The following is a 16395-nucleotide window of genomic DNA, read 5'->3' on the forward strand; positions in this document are numbered from 1 at the left end:
ATGGACCGGCTCGCCCGCGCCATCGAGATCCTCGACGAGTTGATCGCCTTTCCGACGGTCTCCTCGGAATCCAACCTTGAGATGATCGTCCACCTTGTCTCGCTCCTGTCGGAAGTCGGCGCGCAGATCGAACTGTTCCATGACAGCACGGGTCGCAAGGCCAACCTTTTCGCCACGCTCGGGCCGGACGCGCCGGGCGGGATCGTACTCTCCGGCCATACCGATGTCGTGCCGGTGGAGGGGCCGGGCTGGAGCGGCGATCCGTTCCGGATGCGGCAGGCAAACGGCCGGCTCTATGGCCGCGGGACCTGCGACATGAAGGGCTTCATCGCCGCCACCCTCGCCTGCCTGCCCGATTTCGCAGTCGCCGATTTGCGCCGCCCGCTGCATTTCGCCTTCACCTATGACGAGGAGGTGGGCTGCCTCGGGGCGCAGCAACTGGTCGAGGAATTGCGGGCACGAGACATCGCCCCCTCAATGACGATCATTGGCGAGCCGACGGAAATGCGGATCATCGACGGGCACAAGGGCTGTAACGAATACACCACCCGCTTCACCGGCACGCAGGGCCACGGTTCCGCGCCTGAGAAAGGTGTGAACGCCGCCGAATACGCGGCGCGCTTCGTGAGCCGCCTGCTGGCGCTCCGGGAGGAATTGCTGGAGCGGGTGCCCGACGGGAGCAAGTTCGCCCCGCCCTGGAGCACGCTGAATGTCGGGCAGATCCATGGCGGCACGGCGCGCAATGTGCTGGCCGGCGCGGCGGAGGTCGAATGGGAGACCCGGCCGGTCGTGGCGGCGGATGCCGAGCATGTGCGCGCGGCGGTGCGGACGTTCTGCGACGATATCCTGTTGCCGGAGATGCGCATGATCGCGCCCGACGCTGCAATCGAGACCGAGATCATCGGCGAAATCGCGGGGTTGATCCCGATGGAAGAGAACGCGGCGCGCGACCTCGTTGCGCGGCTGACCGGCGAGGACGCGGCCGATCTCGTCGCTTTCGGCACCGAGGCGGGTCTGTTCCAGAGTCTGGGGATGTCAGTGGTGATCTGCGGTCCCGGCTCGATCGCGCAGGCCCACCAGCCGGACGAATTTCTGGAGATCGCGCAGCTCGAACGCTGCCTCGACATGCTCGCAGGATTGGCGAACATGAGTTGACGCCGGATCCTTTCCGGCCCCCTGACGCCGCAAAGGGTCCCGCAGCGCAGCCCCCTCAAGGATGCGCTGCGGCCCCATGATTAACCGAGCCGGTAGTTCGGGCTCTCGCGCGTGATCTGCACGTCGTGGACATGGCTCTCCTTGAGGCCCGCCCCGGTGATCTTCACGAATTCGCAGCCACCGCGCATCGCTTCGACGGTCGGCATGCCGGTATAGCCCATGGCCGCGCGCAGGCCGCCGACGAGCTGGTGGATCACCGCGCCGGCAGAGCCCTTGTAGGGCACCTGCCCCTCGATCCCTTCCGGCACCAGCTTGTCGCTGGCCGCATCCTTCTGGAAGTAGCGGTCGGCCGAGCCGCGCGCCATGGCGCCGAGGCTGCCCATGCCGCGATAGGATTTGAAGCTGCGGCCCTGGTAGAGGATCACCTCGCCCGGGGATTCGTCGGTGCCCGCCAGCATGGAGCCGACCATGGCACAGGAGGCCCCGGCGGCGATGGCCTTGGCGAAATCGCCGGAGAACTTGATGCCGCCATCGGCGATCACCGGTGTTCCGCTTTCGGCCGCGGCAATGGCGCAATCGGAGATCGCCGTCAGCTGCGGCACGCCGACACCGGCCACCATCCGCGTGGTGCAGATCGAGCCCGGCCCGATACCGACCTTGATCGCGTCGGCCCCTGCCCCGATCAGCGCCCGCGTCGCAGAACCCGTGGCGACGTTGCCGGCCACGATCTGGACGTCGTTGGAGAGCATCTTGGCCCGCTCCACGGCCTTGGACACGCCTTCGGAATGGCCATGCGCCGTGTCGATCACGATCATGTCCACACCGGCATCCACGAGCGCCTGGGAGCGCTCATAGCCCGCGTCGCCCACGGTCGAGGCGCCAGCCACGCGCAGCCGGCCTAGACCGTCCTTGCAGGCCTGGGGGTTAAGCACCGCCTGATCGATATCGCGCAGTGTCAGCAGGCCCGTGAGCTTGCCTTTCTTGTCGGTCACCAACAGCTTCTCGATCCGGCGTTCGCGCATCATCGCGCGCGCCTCGCCCAGATCGGCCGGCTCGTGCAGGATGGCAAGTTTCTCTGCGGTCATCATCGCCTTGACCGGGGTGGCGTCGTCATTGGCAAAGCGCATGTCGCGGTTGGTCACGATCCCGACCACGAGGCCGCGCTCATCCACCACCGGGAAGCCGGAAATGTTGTAGCGCTCCTGCAGCTCCTTGGCATCGGCCAGCGTCTGCTCAGGGGTCAGCGTGATCGGGTTGTAGACGATCCCGCTCTCGAACCGCTTCACGCGGCGGATCTGCTGGGCCTGTTCCTCGATATCGAGGTTGCGGTGGATCACGCCGATCCCGCCCGCCTGGGCCATGGCAATCGCCATCCGGGCTTCGGTTACCGTGTCCATTGCCGAACTCAGCAGCGGAATATTCATCCTGATCGTCTTGGTTACCCAGGTCGATGTGTCCGCGGTCGAGGGCAGCACGGAGCTCTCGGCGGGAACAAGCAGAACGTCATCGAAGGTCAGCGCCTCACGAATCTCCATCACACTCTCCTTGAGGGGGGTCGTTTGGCGCATCCCCTATACACGGATATCCCCTGCATGAAACCCCGTATTTGGACATAGCGGATGCCTGGGCGGAACATGTTGTTGCCATCGGGCGCCCTCACGGTGGGTTTCAGGGCGAATTTGGGGGCGGTTGATCTGCATCATCGCCCCTCGCGGCCGACCAAGTTACCCTAAGTCACCCGCCGGTGTCCGCCCGCGGCCCCCGGCAGGGTTTCGAGGGAGGACAACATGAAAAGCAGATTACCGGGTTTTCGGATCGCCCCCGTCGTCATGGCGATCAGCCTCGCCGCATCGGCCCTGGCGGCTTCGGGCGAAACGCTCCAGACCTCCAGCGTCGAGAGCCGCGTGCTTTTGGGATTTGACGTGCCGGATGCCGCACTCGCGGGGTTCCTGCCGGAAGGGTGGAAATCCGTTCCCTTCCCGAAAGGTCCGCTCGCAGGTGCCGATTGCGTGGTGTCCCTTGTGGACCGGGAGCTGGAGAAAGGCGCCGATGGCAAGCCGCTGGATCCGCCCAAGAGCCAGTCGATCGGCATGTTGACGCTGGCCAGCAATGGCGGGCCGCCGCGTGTCATGGTTTTCCGGGTCTATTCGTCGAAACCGGGCGAAGGCGCCTACGGGAACTCCGTTCAGGCCGATACCAGCTTCGAAAGAATGATGCGGGTCGATGACAGCGGAGCCCAAAAGAAATCGCTCGCCTGGCGCACCGTGCAAGCCGATGGTGGCGCGTTCGAGGTATCGCTCGACTTCGCCCCCGGGATGGCGGCCTGGGTGAGCGAGGAGGTGAAGCCGTTTTCCAGTGTCGATCCGGAGAACTACAGGATCTACCGCTATGACCGGTTGATCGAGCTTCTGTCGAGCACCCCGCTCGGCAAGCCGCTCTCGGGCGATGTATCGGTGTCGGTTTCCATCGCAGAGCTGGCGGAGATGTTCGACGGCTCAGAGAGCCTCGTCGCGATCATGGACGTGCCGGTTTACGTGCTCGATGTCTTCCTGCCGTGAGGCAAGCGGAGCCGCCGGAAACGGTTCATCGAATCCGGCGGGAAATTCGCCCTGCGGCTGCGTTCAGGACAGCAGGTCGCGCATCGCGGTTGCCTGACCGCGGATCGCCTTGGCACAGATCGCGGCATCGGCGCCCACGCCGATGAAGCGCACGCCCAGTTCAACAAAGCGCCGATAATCCGCCGCATCGTAGGAGATGATCCCGGCTGGCTTGCCGGCCTTGTGGATCGTCACGATCGCATCCTCGATTGCCTGCTTCACCTCGGGCGCGTCCATCCGGTCGCGGAACCCCATATCGGCCGAGAGATCCGCCGGACCGACAAAGACGCAGTCGACGCCGGGAACGTTGGCGATCTCGGTCAGGTTCTTGAGCGCGGTCCGGGTCTCGGCCTGGACGATGACGCAGATCTCGTCATTCGCCGTCGGCTCGTAATCGGTGATCTGTCCCCAGTTCGAGCAGCGCGACAAGCCGCCAGAGCGGCCCCGGTTACCCTCGGGCGGGTATTTGCACGCGGCCACGACCTGCGCTGCCTGCTCAGGTGTGTCGACCATGGGCACGACCACCGTCTGCACGCCGAGATCGAGGACCTGCTTGAGAATCCAGCCCTCGCCCCACGGAACGCGCGCGGCGGTGGCGGCGGGATGGCCCTGCATCGCGTTGAATTGGGCGTGGATCATTTCCAGCGTGTTGGGGCCGTGCTCGGCATCGACCAGGCACCAGTCGAAACCGGCGCTGGCCGCGATGGCGGCAATGGCGGGATGGCCGAGATTCAGCCAGCAGCCCATTTGCAGGCGATCTTCTGCAAGGGCTTGTTTGATAGTGTTCTTGGGGGCGGGCATAGGCGTGTTCCATCCGCCCTAAGGCGGTTTTCCAGGATGATGAGGGAAACGAAGGGCAAACCCTTCACGCGCTGTCTAGCGCGCGCATGACGGTGATGACAGTGGTCGCACGGTCGCGCCCCCTCGGTTCGTTCGCGCAACACGTTGGTTTTCCGGGGACAATGACCGATGGAACAGCAGCGGTGGCCGCCCGCCAGGGGCGGGCGGCAAACAATCCTTCGGATTGTGCCTCCGGCGGAGATATTTCGGGAAAGATGAGTGGGAAGGGCGGCGCTGCCCCTCCCTTTTGGACTCAGCGGTAGAGCATGGAGATACCGTCCAGGAAGACATGGACCTTGCCGGGAGCGGCCGTCATGTGCAGCGTCTGTCCCTTGAGCCCGCGATGGATACCGGGCAGCTTGGCAATCACCGGGTCCTTGCCGGACTCGTCGGGTTTGAAGAAGAGCAGCGTCACTTCGCCGAGATTTTCCTGCACGTCCACGATGCCTGCATAGCCGGTGCCGTCCTCGGAGACGGTCAGATCCTCGGGACGGATCCCGACATTGACCCTCGCGCCCATGTCCGCCTCCTGCGAAGGATAGGCCGAAACGACGGTGCCGTGGCCGCCTTCGAGCACGATGGAGGTCTCTTCGCCCGTCGCCACGATTTCGCCGGGGAAGAGGTTCATGGCGGGCGAGCCGATGAATTGCGCCACGAATTCGTTCTGTGGCCGCTCGTAGAGGTCCAGCGGCGTGCCGACCTGGCTGATCCCCTTGTTGGCCAGAACCACGATGCGGCTTGCCAGCGTCATCGCCTCGACCTGGTCGTGGGTGACGTAGATCATGGTGCGGTCCGGCATGCTTTCCTTGAGCTGCGCGATCTCCAGCCTTGTAGCGACGCGGAGGGCGGCGTCGAGGTTGGAGAGCGGCTCGTCGAAGAGGAACACCTTGGGATCGCGCACGATGCAGCGGCCGATGGCGACCCGCTGGCGCTGACCGCCCGAGAGCGCCTTGGGCAGGCGGTCGAGATAGGGGGTGAGCTGGAGGATATCGGCGGCCTTCTTCACCGCGGCGTCGATTTCTTCCTTGCTCAGCTTGGCCAGTTTCAGCGCGAAGGCCATGTTGTCGTAGACGGTCATGTGCGGGTAGAGCGCGTAGCTCTGGAAGACCATCGCGATGCCGCGCTGCGCGGGCGGAACGTCGTTGACCACCTGCCCGTCGATCTGCAACTCACCACCGGTGATCTTTTCCAACCCTGCGATCATGCGCAGAAGCGTGGACTTGCCGCAACCCGAGGGGCCGACGAAAACAATCAGTTCGCCCGCGTCGACGTCGAGATTGATGTCCTTTAGGACATCGACATCGCCATAGCTCTTGGCAACGTTCGTAAGCTTCAATCCAGCCATGTTTCCCCTCCTCAGGCGTCGCGGGCGGTTGCGAAGACCGCCTGATATGGCGGCAGGGTGGCCCTGCCGGCTTCGATTGTCGAGTTGAATGGCGCGCCCGGGACCTGCGCCCAATTGCCCGCCGGCAGTTCGATGCGGCGCGCCTCATCCGCCAGGTTGAAGGCGCAGAAAACGCGGCTTCCCTTGTACTCGCGCAGGAAGGTGAGGAAGTCCTCTTCCACCATCAGGGGAGTGAAGCTTCCCTTTTGCAGGGGCAGGAGCGCTTTTCTGAGCGCGATGATCCGGCGGTAGAAATTCAGCGTTGAATTGGGGTCGCGGTCCTCGGCGGCCGCCGACAGGCGCATATGGCCGGTCGAGACCGGCAGCCAGGGCTTGCCCTCCGAGAAACCGCAATTCTTCTCTTCTCGGTCCCAGACCATCGGCGTGCGGCACCCGTCGCGCCCCTTGAATTTCGGCCAGAAACGCTTGCCATAGGGGTCTTGCAGGTCCTCGAAGGCAACCTCTGACTCCGTCAGGCCAAGTTCTTCGCCCTGATAGATACAGGCCGTGCCCTTGAGTGCCATCAGCAGCGCAGCATAGAGGCGTTGCCGAGTGGGCGTCAGGTCCCAGCGGGTCTTGTGCCGCACGACGTCATGGTTGGAATAGGCCCAGCAGGCCCAGCCGTCCGAGGAGAGCGCGTCGAAGGTTTCCAGCACCGAGGCCACATATCGACCGGTTGGCAACTCGTTGGAAAGAAGGGCGAAATCGTAGCACATATGCAGCTTGTCGCCGCCTGAAGTGTATTCGGCCTGCACTTCGGCGCCACGCTGGCTCTCGCCCACTTCGCCCACCGAGGTGATGCCCTTGTACTCGTTCATCACGCGGCGGAGTTTACGAAGGAAATCAAGGTTTTCCGGACGGGACTTGTCGAACAGGTGGTTCTGGAAGTTGTAGGGGTTCACCTTCGGAGCGGTCTTGTCGTTGATCTCCTCCGGGGCCAGCGGGGGATTGTCGCGCAGGTACTTGTCATGCACGTAGAAATTGACCGTATCGAGCCGGAAGCCATCCACGCCGCGATCGAGCCAGAACCGCGCCACGTCGAGCAGTGCCTCCTGCACCTGCGGTTCGTGGAAGTTCAGATCCGCCTGTTCGATCAGGAAGTTGTGCAGGTAGTACTGCATCCGCCCGCTATCCCATTCCCAGGCAGAGCCACCGAAGATGGACAGCCAGTTGTTGGGCGGCGTTCCATCGGGCTTAGGATCGGCCCAGACATACCAGTTTGCCTTGGGATTCGAACGGTTTGCGCGGCTTTCCTTGAACCAGGGATGTTCGGTCGAGGTATGCGAGAGCACGAGGTCGATCATCACCTTGAGGCCACGTTCATGCGCCTCGGTAATCAACTGGTCGAAATCCGCGAGCGTGCCGAACATCGGGTCGATGTCGCGGTAATTCGAGACGTCATAGCCGAAATCGAGCATCGGCGAGGTGAAGAAGGGCGAGATCCAGATGCAGTCCACGCCGAGCCGGGCGATGTAGGGCAGCCGCTTGATGATGCCGGGAATGTCCCCGATGCCATCGCCATTGCTGTCCTGGTAGGAGCGCGGATAGATCTGGTAGATCACCGCGCCTCGCCACCAATCCGTATCGGCGGCGGAAGTTTTTTTGATATCAGTCATTTACCTGCCTTACTTGACAGAGCCGGCCAGCAGGCCGCGCACGAGGTAGCGTTGCATGGCGAAGAAGACCGCGATGGGCACCGCCATGGAGATGAAGGCCGCCGTGGCGAGGATTTCCCAATCGCCGCCGCGCGTGCCGAGCATTTCGACGATCTGCTTGGTCATCACGGTGGTCTGGCCCGAGCTGTCGATCAGGAACACCATGGCCACCAGCAGGTCGTTCCAAGTCCACAGGAACTGGAAGATGGCGAAGGAAGCCAGCGCCGGGAAGGAAAGCGGTAGGATGATCTTCACGAAGATCTGGAAATCGGTCGCGCCGTCGACCTTCGCATTCTCGATGATGTCGCGTGGCAGGCCGACCATGTAATTCCTGAGCAGGTAGATCGCCAATGGCAGACCAAAGCCTGTATGCGCCAGCCAGACACCGAGATAGCCCTTTCCAATCCCGATATTATTGTGGAATTTCAATAGCGGTATCAGCGCCAGTTGAAGTGGAACCACCAGCAGGCCGACGACGCAGGCGATCAGGATCGCACGGCCCGGAAACTCCATCCAGGCGAGCGCATAGGCCGCGAAGGCCGCGATCAGGATCGGAATGACCGTGGCCGGGATCGTCACTGTCAGGGTCGAGAAGAAGGCCTTGCTCATGCCTTCGGAGTTCCGTTCATCGAACAGCATGAACTCGTAATTGTCCAAGGTGAACTCGGGTGGCGTGGTCGCGGTGAAGAAGATCCGCTGCCCGCGGGAGCCTTCGAATTCAGCCGCGTTCTCCATACGGTAAGTGCCGTCCTCGTTCAGCGTGATCGTGCTGCCGTCACGCATCTCGACCACCTCACCGGGCTTGTAGGCATCGATCTCGCGCGAGGATGTGCCCCAATGGGCGATATCGCCCGAGGCACGGCTATCGAAGACGGAGCCCTCGATCACGTACATCCCGTCGACCTGGACCTGCTCGGAGGGAGAGGCGCCGCGGATGACGATATTCTGCTCGGTCGGGAACAGCGCCTTCCACCAGCCGGAGGAGGAGATCTGGTCCGCCGTCCGGAAGGAAGAAACAAAAAGGCCCATCGTCGGGAAGAGCCAGAGGATGACGAGGAAGGCCACCGAGAGATGGACCGCCCATGTCAGGCCGGATTTATGTCCTGCGATATTGTCCATTTTCCGGTCCCCTTACCGCATTTCCTTGCGCGCATTGCGCACGTTCCAGACCAGGATTGGCGTCACCAGCAGCATGATGATCATCGCCGCGGCCGAACCGGTGCCCCAGTCATTGGCGCGGAACAGCTTGTCGTACATGTAATTCGCCAGAACCTGCGTACCGAACTGGCCGTTGGTCATGGTAAAGACGATGTCGAACACCTTGAGCACGGTCAGCGTGATGGTCGTCCAGACGACCACGATGGTCGGCATGATCTGCGGCACCTTGATCTTGAAGAAGATCTGGAACGGGTTCGCGCCATCGACGATGGCGGCCTCGACCGTCTCCTCCGGAATACCGCGCAGCGCCGCGGAAAGGATCACCATGGCAAAGCCGGTCTGGATCCAGATCAGCACCGCCATGAGGAAGAAATTGTTCCAGACCGGCAGTTGGAGCCATTGTTGCGGCTCGCCGCCCATTGCGACCCAGATGGCGTTGAGAATACCGATCTGCTCGACGTCGATGGGGCGTGCCTCGTAGATGAGTTTCCAGATCACCGAAGCACCGACCATCGAGATCGCCATCGGCATGAAGATCATCATCTTGGCAATATTGCCCCAGGCGATGCGGTCCGTCAGCTGCGCGACGAGCAGGCCGAACACAGTGGACATGGCGGGCACGACGATCAGCCAGAGCATGTTGTTGCGCATGGCCTCCCAGAACTTCTGCTCGCCGAACATGTAGCTGTAATTGCCGAAACCGACGTTGCCATTGCGGGTGATCAGCGACAGGCGCAGGGTCTCGAAGACCGGATAGGTCAGGTAGAGGCCGAGCGCGAAGATGGCCGGGGCGAGGAAGAGCCAGGGCCGGATCATGTTGGCATGCGAGATGTTGCGCCCGGCGGTGGTGGGGCCGGAGGCGAAAACAAAGTTCTTAAGCCGCAAAAGGCCGTAGATCACCCCGGCTGCCACCAGCAGCCAGAAGATGCCGCCGACACTGGCAATGCTTCCGACACCAACGGCAGTTACATAGAGTGCCGCAACAAGGAGCGCCGGTATGCCGAAGAGGAAGATCGTCCCCATCTGGCGCCGCGTCGCCGTCTGCTCGGCGCTCAGCGCACGCGCTGGCAGCAGGAACTTGTCGAGCAGGAAATTGGAAAAATAGAAGTATCCGACGCAACCGCCGACACCGATGATGATCGTAATAAGCCCTTGCAAGGCCGGATGCATTTGGTCTTCCTCCCCCAAACGTCTGTGTGGCCCCGTTTCGGAGCAGCGGTTTGGCGGCCCACCGCGCAGGCGGGCCAGCCATTTTTCTACAAGTCGATGGTTACTTCAGTGCATCCCAGGAACGCTGGATGTCGTCTGCGACAGCCTTGGCGTCCTTGCCACCCGTGTAGTCGACCATGCCGGTCCAGAAGGTGCCGGCGCCAACGGCGGCGGGCATCAGGTCGGAGCCGTCAAAGCGGAAGGTGGTGGCGTCCAGCAGGATCTCGCCCTGCTTGCGAAGGATTTCGTCGCGGTAGGCATCGAGATTCACGCCCTTGTGCGGCGCAAGGAAGCCGGACTGGTTCATGAACACTTCGCTCGCGATCGGCAGCGTCAGGAACTCCATGAGCGCCTCGGCGCCTGGCGTCGGATCGGTGATTGCGAGGACCGTGCCGCCACCCAGGACGGGGTTGCCGAGATCCTTTTCGGCGAAGCCCGGCAGGTAGAAGAAGTCCGCATCCTCACCCGGCACCACGTCTTCGGGGAAGAAGGCGGTGGCGAAGGAGGCTTGGCGGTGCAGGTAGCATTGCGGCGGCGAGGTGAAGAGACCCTTCGGGCTGTCGCGGAAATCGGTGGAGGAAACCGCGCCGGAACCGCCGGAGACGAATGCGTCGTTGCGGGCAAACCAGCCATATTCCTCGATCGCTTCGATCACCCGCTCGTCGTTGAACGGCATCTCGTTGCTCACCCATTGGTCATAGACTTCGGGCGGCTGCGTGCGCAGCATCATGTCCTCGACCCAGTCGGTCGCGGGCCAGCCGGTCGCGGCGCCGGACCCCAGTCCGATGCACCACGGCACTTCGCCATCGGCGGCGATCTGTTCGGTCAACGCCTTCAGCTCTTCCATGGTTCCGGGAAGTTCGTAACCGGCATCATCGAAATTGTCGGGCGAGTACCACACGAGGCTCTTCAGGTTCACGTTGTAGAAAAAGCCGTAGAATTGCGGATCGCCATTCTGGTCAGGGTATGTACCCAAGTCGACCCAGGACTGGCCGGCAGCGTAATTGTCGGCCACCCACTGGCGCATATCGTCGCCAAGCGGCGTCATCTGGCCCTTGGCGGCCAGCACAGCGGCAAGGCCGGGCTGCGGGAAGACCGCGATGTTGGGGGCGGAGCCCGCTTCGGCGTCGATCACGATCTGCTGTTCGAAACCGTCCGAGCCGGTATAGACGGCCTTGGCGCCGGTCGCCTCTTCGAAATAGGCCAGCACGTCGCGGAAAAAGCCGTCTTCCGGGTTCAGCCAGGGGCCGGACACTGTGACCGTCTGCCCGCTCAGGTCAGGCGCGCTCTCGGCCCAGGCAGTGTAGCTGTCCCAGCTGAAGGGACCTTCGCCGACCGGGAATTTGAGCTCGGCATTGGCTGCGCCCGCGACAAGTGCGAGCCCCGCGACGCTGGCCAAAAGGTGAAATTTCATTGAATAGCCTCCCGAATGTATCGCGGGGCCCCATACCCCTGCGACCGGTTTCGCCCGCGCAAAGGGAATCACTGCCAAAGCGCTTTGGACAATCGTTCACTAGACCGCCCCCCACGATCTGTCAACGGAATCAGCTTACGCCCGATTTTTACGATTCGGTGTGGAAATAATCATCAAAGCGCACGAATTTTCCGCCCAAAGCCCTTTGACTGTTTCGATCTGGAGTCGTACCTTGCCCATCACCTAGCGGACCTGTGCCCATGAACCTCAAGGACCTGGCGGCCAGCCTTGGGCTGAGTCAGACAACTGTCAGCCGTGCTCTGAACGGCTATCCCGAAGTCTCCGAAGCAACGCGCAAGCGGGTAACCGCGGCCGCGCTCGAACATGGCTATCGCCCCGACAGCCGTGCCCGGTCGCTCGCCACGGGCAAGGCCATGGCGGTGGGCCTCGTGCTGCCGATGACGGCGAAACAGGAGATCGTGAACCCGGTCTTCGCCGATTTCGTTGCCGGCGCCGCCGAGACGCTGGCCACGCGCGGCTATGACATCGTCCTTTCACTGGCCAGCGAGGAGGAGCAGACGAATGTCTATCGCTCCATGCTCTCCAAGGGGCGCGTGGACGGCATGATCATGCAGGCGCCGCTGACGGGCGACCCGCGCATCGCGCTGCTGAAGGATCTCGGCATGCCGTTTGTCGTGCATGGGCGGGTCTCGGATCACGATGACGAGTATTGCTGGATGGACATGGACAATCGCCATGCCTTCCACGAGGCCACCGGGCACCTGCTCGATCTCGGCCATGTTCGAATCGCGCTGCTCAACGGGCTGGAGGCGATGGATTTCGCTCACCGTCGACGCGACGGATTCCTCGACGCGCTTTCCGAACGCGGGTTGACCGCGGATCCGGCGATCATGGCCAGCAGCACCATGACAGAGCAGTTTGGCTATAACGAAGCCATGCGGATGCTGGCCCTGCCCGAGCCGCCGACGGCCATGCTGACCTCCTCGCTGCTCGTCGCCATGGGCGCGCACCGGGCCATCCAGGCACGCGGACTTCGGATGGGGCTGGATGTCTCGGTGGTCACCCATGATGACGGGCTCTCCTATCTGCCCAACGGCACCGAGGAAGCGCCGATCTTTACCGCCACGCAATCGCCGGTGCGTTCGCACGGCAATATCTGCGCCGAAATGCTGCTGAAACGTATCGACCAGGACAAGACCCCGCCCATACAGACCAAGCTCAAGGCTTCTTTTGTGATCGGCCCTTCGTCAGGGCCGGCCCCTACCCTTTAAAGGACATCTGCCATGTACAAGCGCAGTGACTTCCCCGAAGGATTTCAATTCGGCGCCTCGACGGCCGCCTACCAGATCGAAGGACATTCCTTCGGTGGCGCAGGTCCCACCCATTGGGACGATTTCGCCGCCACGCCCGGCAACGTGATCCGGGCAGAGAACGGCGCCATTGCCTGCGACCACTACAATCGCTGGGAAGAGGATCTGGACCTGATCCGCGATGCCGGTTTCGACGCGTATCGATTCTCCGCGTCCTGGGCGCGGGTGCTGCCCGAGGGGCGCGGCGCGGTGAACCCGGAGGGGCTCGACTTCTACGAACGACTCGTGGACGGCATGCTGGAACGCGGCATCAAGCCGATGCTGACGCTGTATCACTGGGAGATGCCCTCGGCGCTGACCAATCTGGGCGGCTGGCGCAACAAGGACGTTGCCAAGTGGTTCGCCGATTACGCCGAGGTTCTGATGGACCGTGTGGGCGACCGGGTCTGGAAAACGGCGACGATCAACGAGCTGTGGTGCGTGAGCTTCCTGAGCCACTTCCTTGGCCTGCACGCCCCCGGCCAACGCGACATTCGAGGCGCGGCGCGCGCGATGCACAACGTGCTGCTGGCCCATGGAACGGCGACGCAGGCGCTGCGTGCCAAGGGCTTCGGCGAGATCGGCGCGGTGTGCAACTTCACATATTCGCAGCCCGCCTCCGGCAAGCCGGAAGATATCGAAGCGGCCGCGACCTTCGACGATTACTACAATAACTTCTTCATCTCCGGCTTGTTCCGGAAGGAATATCCCGAGCGGATTGTGAACGCGCTTGGCCGCTACTTCCCCGAGGGCTGGCAGGATGACATGGAGATCGTGGGCACCCCCGTCGACTGGCTGGGCGTGAACTACTACACGCGCGAGATCATCGCCGCCGATCCCGGCCCCTGGCCCGCGCTCAAGAGCCTCGAAGGCCCGCTGCCCAAGACGCAGATGGGCTGGGAGATCTACCCGGAGGGGCTGCTGCATTTCCTGCGCCGCTGCCACACCGATTTCTCCGGCAACCTGCCGCTCTACGTCACCGAGAACGGCATGGCCAACCCGGATCTCGTCATCGATGGCAAGGTCGACGATCAGGTCCGTATCGACTATCTCGCCCGCCATTTTGACGCCGCCAAGCAGGCCATTGCCGAGGGCGTTCCGCTGGAGGGATATTTCGTGTGGTCGCTGATGGACAATTATGAATGGGCCCTGGGCTACGAGAAACGTTTCGGCCTGATCCATGTCGATTTCGAGACTCTGGAGCGCACACCGAAAGCCTCCTATCATGCCCTGAAAGCCGCCCTGGCCAGCTAAGGAAACCGCAGTGATGACAGCCCCTTCCCTTCTCGCCGATATCGGCGGCACCAACACCCGGGTCGCGCTGGCGCGCGGCGGCAAGGTGATCCACGGCTCCGTCCGCCACTATCCCAATGCCGAGTTCGATTCGCTGGAGCCGGTCCTGCACCGCTACATCGCCGAAACCGGCACTGAAACGCCCGCCGCCGCCTGCCTTGCGATGGCCGGCCCCGTGCGCGAGGGCGTCGGAACGCTGACCAATCTCGACTGGACGCTGGACGCCGCCACCCTCGCCCATGCCACCGGCGCGGGCACGGTGACACTGCTGAACGACCTGCAGGCGCAGGGCCACGCGCTCGGCCACCTGCCCTCCGAGGCGCTCTACCCGGTGATTGCCGGCCCACCGCCGCGGCTTCAGTCCACGCAACTCGTTATCGGCATCGGCACCGGCTTCAACGCGGCGCCGGTTTTCGACACGCCGGCCGGCCGCTTCGTGCCGCCCTCGGAGAGCGGTCACGTCGCCCTGCCCCTGAGGGACGAACGCGATGTACGCCTGGCACAATTTCTTGAAACGGCGCATGGATTCGCTGCTGTAGAAGACGCACTCTCCGGCCGAGGGCTGGTGGCGTTGCACGAATTCGTCTGCACCGAAGCGGGCGCGCCGGGGAAAGCCACGCTCAAGGGCAAGCAAATCATGGCCGCCGTGGCCGAAGGCGATGCGCTCTGCCGCGAGGCCGTGGGACTGTTCTCGCGCCTTCTCGGCGCGGTAGCCGGCGATCTGGCCCTGACCCAACTGCCCTTCGGCGGCCTGTTCCTGATCGGCGGCGTCGCCCGCGCGATGGCGCCCTATCTGGTCGAAATGAGATTCGTTGAGTCGCTGCGCGACAAGGGGCGTTTTTCCGGCTTCATGGAACAGTTTTCGGTGACGGTTGTTTCCGATGACGACGCCGCGCTGATCGGAATGGCCCTTCATTTGCAGGCATTGCTCGAACTGGGCTAAAAAATCACGGCGAGAAACGGCATGTTAACCGGCACCCCTTAGGCCTTGGAAAAGACGACAATTACCTAGGGGAAAATCAGTGCCGGACCCGAAGCAGCACCCACGGTGCCGGACATGAGCGCCAAACTCGCCCTGCCCGCCCGCCTCGACCTGCCCGCTGCCGCGCCTCTTTCCGAGGCCATAACCGCGTTGCGCGGTCAGGATCTCTGCCTGTCCGCCGAGGCTGTCACGCATCTCGGAACACCGGGACTGCAGGTTCTGCTTTCCGCTGCCCGCAGTTGGGCGGCCGACGGCAAGAGTTTCTCGCTTCAGTCATGTTCCGAAGCGCTTTCCGAACAACTTACCATTTTTGGGATCGACCCGGACGCGCTGTCGGCGCCGGGCCTGGAGGTTTGAGTCATGAGTTTGAGCATTCTGGCCGTAGATGACAGCCGAACGATCCGGGACATGCTAAAGCTCGCCCTCACGCAGGCCGGCTTCGAGCCGCAACTTGCCGAAGACGGCGTGCACGGGCTCGAGGTTCTCGACGGGCTGCAGCCCGATGCGATCATTACCGACATCAACATGCCGCGCCTGGATGGCTTCGGCTTTATCGAGGCCGTGCGCGGGCAGGACGCCCATCGCGCAACACCGATCCTCGTGCTGACAACCGAGAGCGCCCCCGAACTCAAGGCGCGCGCCCGCGCCGCCGGCGCCACCGGCTGGATCGTCAAGCCATTCGACCCGGCGAAACTCGTGCGCGCCCTGCACATGGTTGCCGGGCCGGGAGCGACAGCATGACCAATCCGGACCCGATGGCCGAAATCCGCGCCTCCTTTTTCATTGAATGCGACGAACTGCTCGAAGCGCTCCAGGACGGGCTGACCCAAATCGATGAGGGCGCCGCCGATGACGAGACGGTCAATGTCTGCTTCCGCGCCGTGCACTCCATCAAGGGAGGAGCCGGAGCGTTCGGGCTCGACGAGCTGGTACGTTTCGCGCACCGCTAGCCTGCCATCGGCGGACTGGCTACTGGGAGACCGAGGATATGATGCGGATTGGTTCCGCGAAGCCTTGGTAGAAAAGGGGATCAAGCCTTGCATCCCCGGACGAAAGTCACGGGACAAACCTGTCAAATACGACAAGCGGCGATACAAGCGACGGAACCGGATCGAGATCATGTTCGGGCGACTGAAGGACTGGCGTCGCGTTGCCACCCGCTACGACAGATCCCCGACGGTATTCCTCTCAGCAATCGCGCTCGCGGCTACTGTCTTGTTCTGGTTGTAAATCAATGAGTCTGGAGCCTAATCACCTGGAACTGTAGTTCGTATCATTGATCCGAGTGATTTCGGGGGGATGATATGGTTGGCCGGGTTGCAGACGAGGTGATTCTGA

General features: G+C 63.0%; 14 protein-coding genes and 2 pseudogenes. 9 read left to right on the plus strand and 7 right to left on the minus strand.

Going from position 1 to position 16395, the window contains the following annotated elements; all coding sequences use genetic code 11:
• Nucleotides 1-1155 (plus strand): acetylornithine deacetylase, encoded by a 1155-nt coding sequence (gene argE / locus BLR85_RS19875; RefSeq protein WP_093161293.1) that lies wholly within the window; start codon nt 1-3, stop codon nt 1153-1155.
• Between the two features lie 80 nt (nt 1156-1235).
• On the opposite strand, the gene guaB is transcribed toward argE, so the two are convergent.
• Nucleotides 1236-2690: an IMP dehydrogenase gene (guaB, locus tag BLR85_RS19880; protein ID WP_093161296.1), complete on the minus strand. Its 1455-nt coding sequence runs from the start codon at nt 2688-2690 to the stop codon at nt 1236-1238.
• Nucleotides 2691-2942: 252 nt separating this feature from the next.
• On the opposite strand from guaB, the gene BLR85_RS19885 reads away from it, so the two are divergent.
• On the plus strand, nt 2943-3713 hold the full coding sequence (locus BLR85_RS19885; protein WP_093161299.1) for a hypothetical protein: 771 nt from the start codon (nt 2943-2945) through the stop codon (nt 3711-3713).
• A gap of 63 nt (nt 3714-3776) precedes the next feature.
• On the opposite strand, the gene BLR85_RS19890 is transcribed toward BLR85_RS19885, so the two are convergent.
• The 6 genes from BLR85_RS19890 to BLR85_RS19915 form a co-directional block, all read right to left on the minus strand.
• The gene (locus BLR85_RS19890; protein ID WP_093161302.1) at nt 3777-4553 is read right to left on the minus strand and encodes an HpcH/HpaI aldolase family protein; all 777 of its coding nucleotides are present in this window, start codon (nt 4551-4553) and stop codon (nt 3777-3779) included.
• Nucleotides 4554-4845: 292 nt separating this feature from the next.
• Nucleotides 4846-5937 carry an ABC transporter ATP-binding protein gene (locus BLR85_RS19895; RefSeq protein WP_093161305.1) on the minus strand — a complete coding sequence of 364 codons (1092 nt, stop codon included), beginning with the start codon at nt 5935-5937 and terminating at the stop codon, nt 4846-4848.
• Nucleotides 5938-5948: 11 nt separating this feature from the next.
• Nucleotides 5949-7592 carry an alpha-glucosidase family protein gene (locus BLR85_RS19900; protein WP_093161308.1) on the minus strand — a complete coding sequence of 548 codons (1644 nt, stop codon included), beginning with the start codon at nt 7590-7592 and terminating at the stop codon, nt 5949-5951.
• 9 nt (nt 7593-7601) lie between these two features.
• Nucleotides 7602-8750 (minus strand): carbohydrate ABC transporter permease, encoded by a 1149-nt coding sequence (locus BLR85_RS19905; protein ID WP_093161311.1) that lies wholly within the window; start codon nt 8748-8750, stop codon nt 7602-7604.
• A 12-nt stretch (nt 8751-8762) separates the two neighbouring features.
• A complete protein-coding gene (locus BLR85_RS19910) occupies nt 8763-9959 on the minus strand; it encodes a carbohydrate ABC transporter permease (protein ID WP_244520803.1) in 1197 nt (398 codons plus the stop codon).
• Nucleotides 9960-10059: 100 nt separating this feature from the next.
• On the minus strand, nt 10060-11412 hold the full coding sequence (locus BLR85_RS19915; RefSeq protein ID WP_093161313.1) for an ABC transporter substrate-binding protein: 1353 nt from the start codon (nt 11410-11412) through the stop codon (nt 10060-10062).
• Between the two features lie 260 nt (nt 11413-11672).
• Between BLR85_RS19915 and BLR85_RS19920 the strand changes: the two genes are divergently transcribed.
• From BLR85_RS19920 to BLR85_RS19950, 7 genes and pseudogenes are all read left to right on the plus strand, one after another.
• Nucleotides 11673-12704, plus strand: a complete 1032-nt coding sequence (locus tag BLR85_RS19920; protein ID WP_093161316.1) for a LacI family DNA-binding transcriptional regulator — start codon at nt 11673-11675, stop codon at nt 12702-12704.
• Nucleotides 12705-12716: 12 nt separating this feature from the next.
• Nucleotides 12717-14036: a GH1 family beta-glucosidase gene (locus BLR85_RS19925; protein ID WP_093161319.1), complete on the plus strand. Its 1320-nt coding sequence runs from the start codon at nt 12717-12719 to the stop codon at nt 14034-14036.
• Nucleotides 14037-14049: 13 nt separating this feature from the next.
• Nucleotides 14050-15018, plus strand: coding sequence for a glucokinase (locus tag BLR85_RS19930; protein ID WP_093161322.1), 969 nt, complete (start codon nt 14050-14052; stop codon nt 15016-15018).
• Nucleotides 15019-15132: 114 nt separating this feature from the next.
• Nucleotides 15133-15414, plus strand: a complete 282-nt coding sequence (locus BLR85_RS19935) for an STAS domain-containing protein (protein WP_139188473.1) — start codon at nt 15133-15135, stop codon at nt 15412-15414.
• A 3-nt stretch (nt 15415-15417) separates the two neighbouring features.
• Entirely contained in the window at nt 15418-15798 is a 381-nt protein-coding gene (locus tag BLR85_RS19940; RefSeq protein ID WP_068309628.1) for a response regulator, read from the plus strand.
• A gap of 14 nt (nt 15799-15812) precedes the next feature.
• Nucleotides 15813-16004, plus strand: a pseudogene (locus tag BLR85_RS19945) (Hpt domain-containing protein); the annotation flags it as partial.
• Between the two features lies 1 nt (nt 16005).
• Nucleotides 16006-16287: pseudogene (locus BLR85_RS19950) on the plus strand (transposase); the annotation flags it as partial.
• Nucleotides 16288-16395: the final 108 nt, after the last annotated feature.

This window comes from Aliiruegeria lutimaris (assembly GCF_900099935.1).
In the GTDB taxonomy this organism is placed as follows: domain Bacteria; phylum Pseudomonadota; class Alphaproteobacteria; order Rhodobacterales; family Rhodobacteraceae; genus Tropicimonas; species Tropicimonas lutimaris.

What these genes read in the sequence shown, in the direction of transcription:
- guaB (WP_093161296.1), bottom strand. Translation starts at nt 2,690, where the DNA reads ATGGAGATTCGTGAGGCGCTGACCTTCGATGACGTTCTGCTTGTTCCC.
- BLR85_RS19920 (WP_093161316.1), top strand. Translation starts at nt 11,673, where the DNA reads ATGAACCTCAAGGACCTGGCGGCCAGCCTTGGGCTGAGTCAGACAACT.
- BLR85_RS19930 (WP_093161322.1), top strand. Translation starts at nt 14,050, where the DNA reads ATGACAGCCCCTTCCCTTCTCGCCGATATCGGCGGCACCAACACCCGG.
- BLR85_RS19935 (WP_139188473.1), top strand. Translation starts at nt 15,133, where the DNA reads ATGAGCGCCAAACTCGCCCTGCCCGCCCGCCTCGACCTGCCCGCTGCC.
- BLR85_RS19885 (WP_093161299.1), top strand. Translation starts at nt 2,943, where the DNA reads ATGAAAAGCAGATTACCGGGTTTTCGGATCGCCCCCGTCGTCATGGCG.
- BLR85_RS19900 (WP_093161308.1), bottom strand. Translation starts at nt 7,592, where the DNA reads ATGACTGATATCAAAAAAACTTCCGCCGCCGATACGGATTGGTGGCGA.
- BLR85_RS19905 (WP_093161311.1), bottom strand. Translation starts at nt 8,750, where the DNA reads ATGGACAATATCGCAGGACATAAATCCGGCCTGACATGGGCGGTCCAT.
- BLR85_RS19915 (WP_093161313.1), bottom strand. Translation starts at nt 11,412, where the DNA reads ATGAAATTTCACCTTTTGGCCAGCGTCGCGGGGCTCGCACTTGTCGCG.
- BLR85_RS19910 (WP_244520803.1), bottom strand. Translation starts at nt 9,959, where the DNA reads ATGCATCCGGCCTTGCAAGGGCTTATTACGATCATCATCGGTGTCGGC.
- BLR85_RS19925 (WP_093161319.1), top strand. Translation starts at nt 12,717, where the DNA reads ATGTACAAGCGCAGTGACTTCCCCGAAGGATTTCAATTCGGCGCCTCG.
- BLR85_RS19940 (WP_068309628.1), top strand. Translation starts at nt 15,418, where the DNA reads ATGAGTTTGAGCATTCTGGCCGTAGATGACAGCCGAACGATCCGGGAC.
- BLR85_RS19895 (WP_093161305.1), bottom strand. Translation starts at nt 5,937, where the DNA reads ATGGCTGGATTGAAGCTTACGAACGTTGCCAAGAGCTATGGCGATGTC.
- argE (WP_093161293.1), top strand. Translation starts at nt 1, where the DNA reads ATGGACCGGCTCGCCCGCGCCATCGAGATCCTCGACGAGTTGATCGCC.
- BLR85_RS19890 (WP_093161302.1), bottom strand. Translation starts at nt 4,553, where the DNA reads ATGCCCGCCCCCAAGAACACTATCAAACAAGCCCTTGCAGAAGATCGC.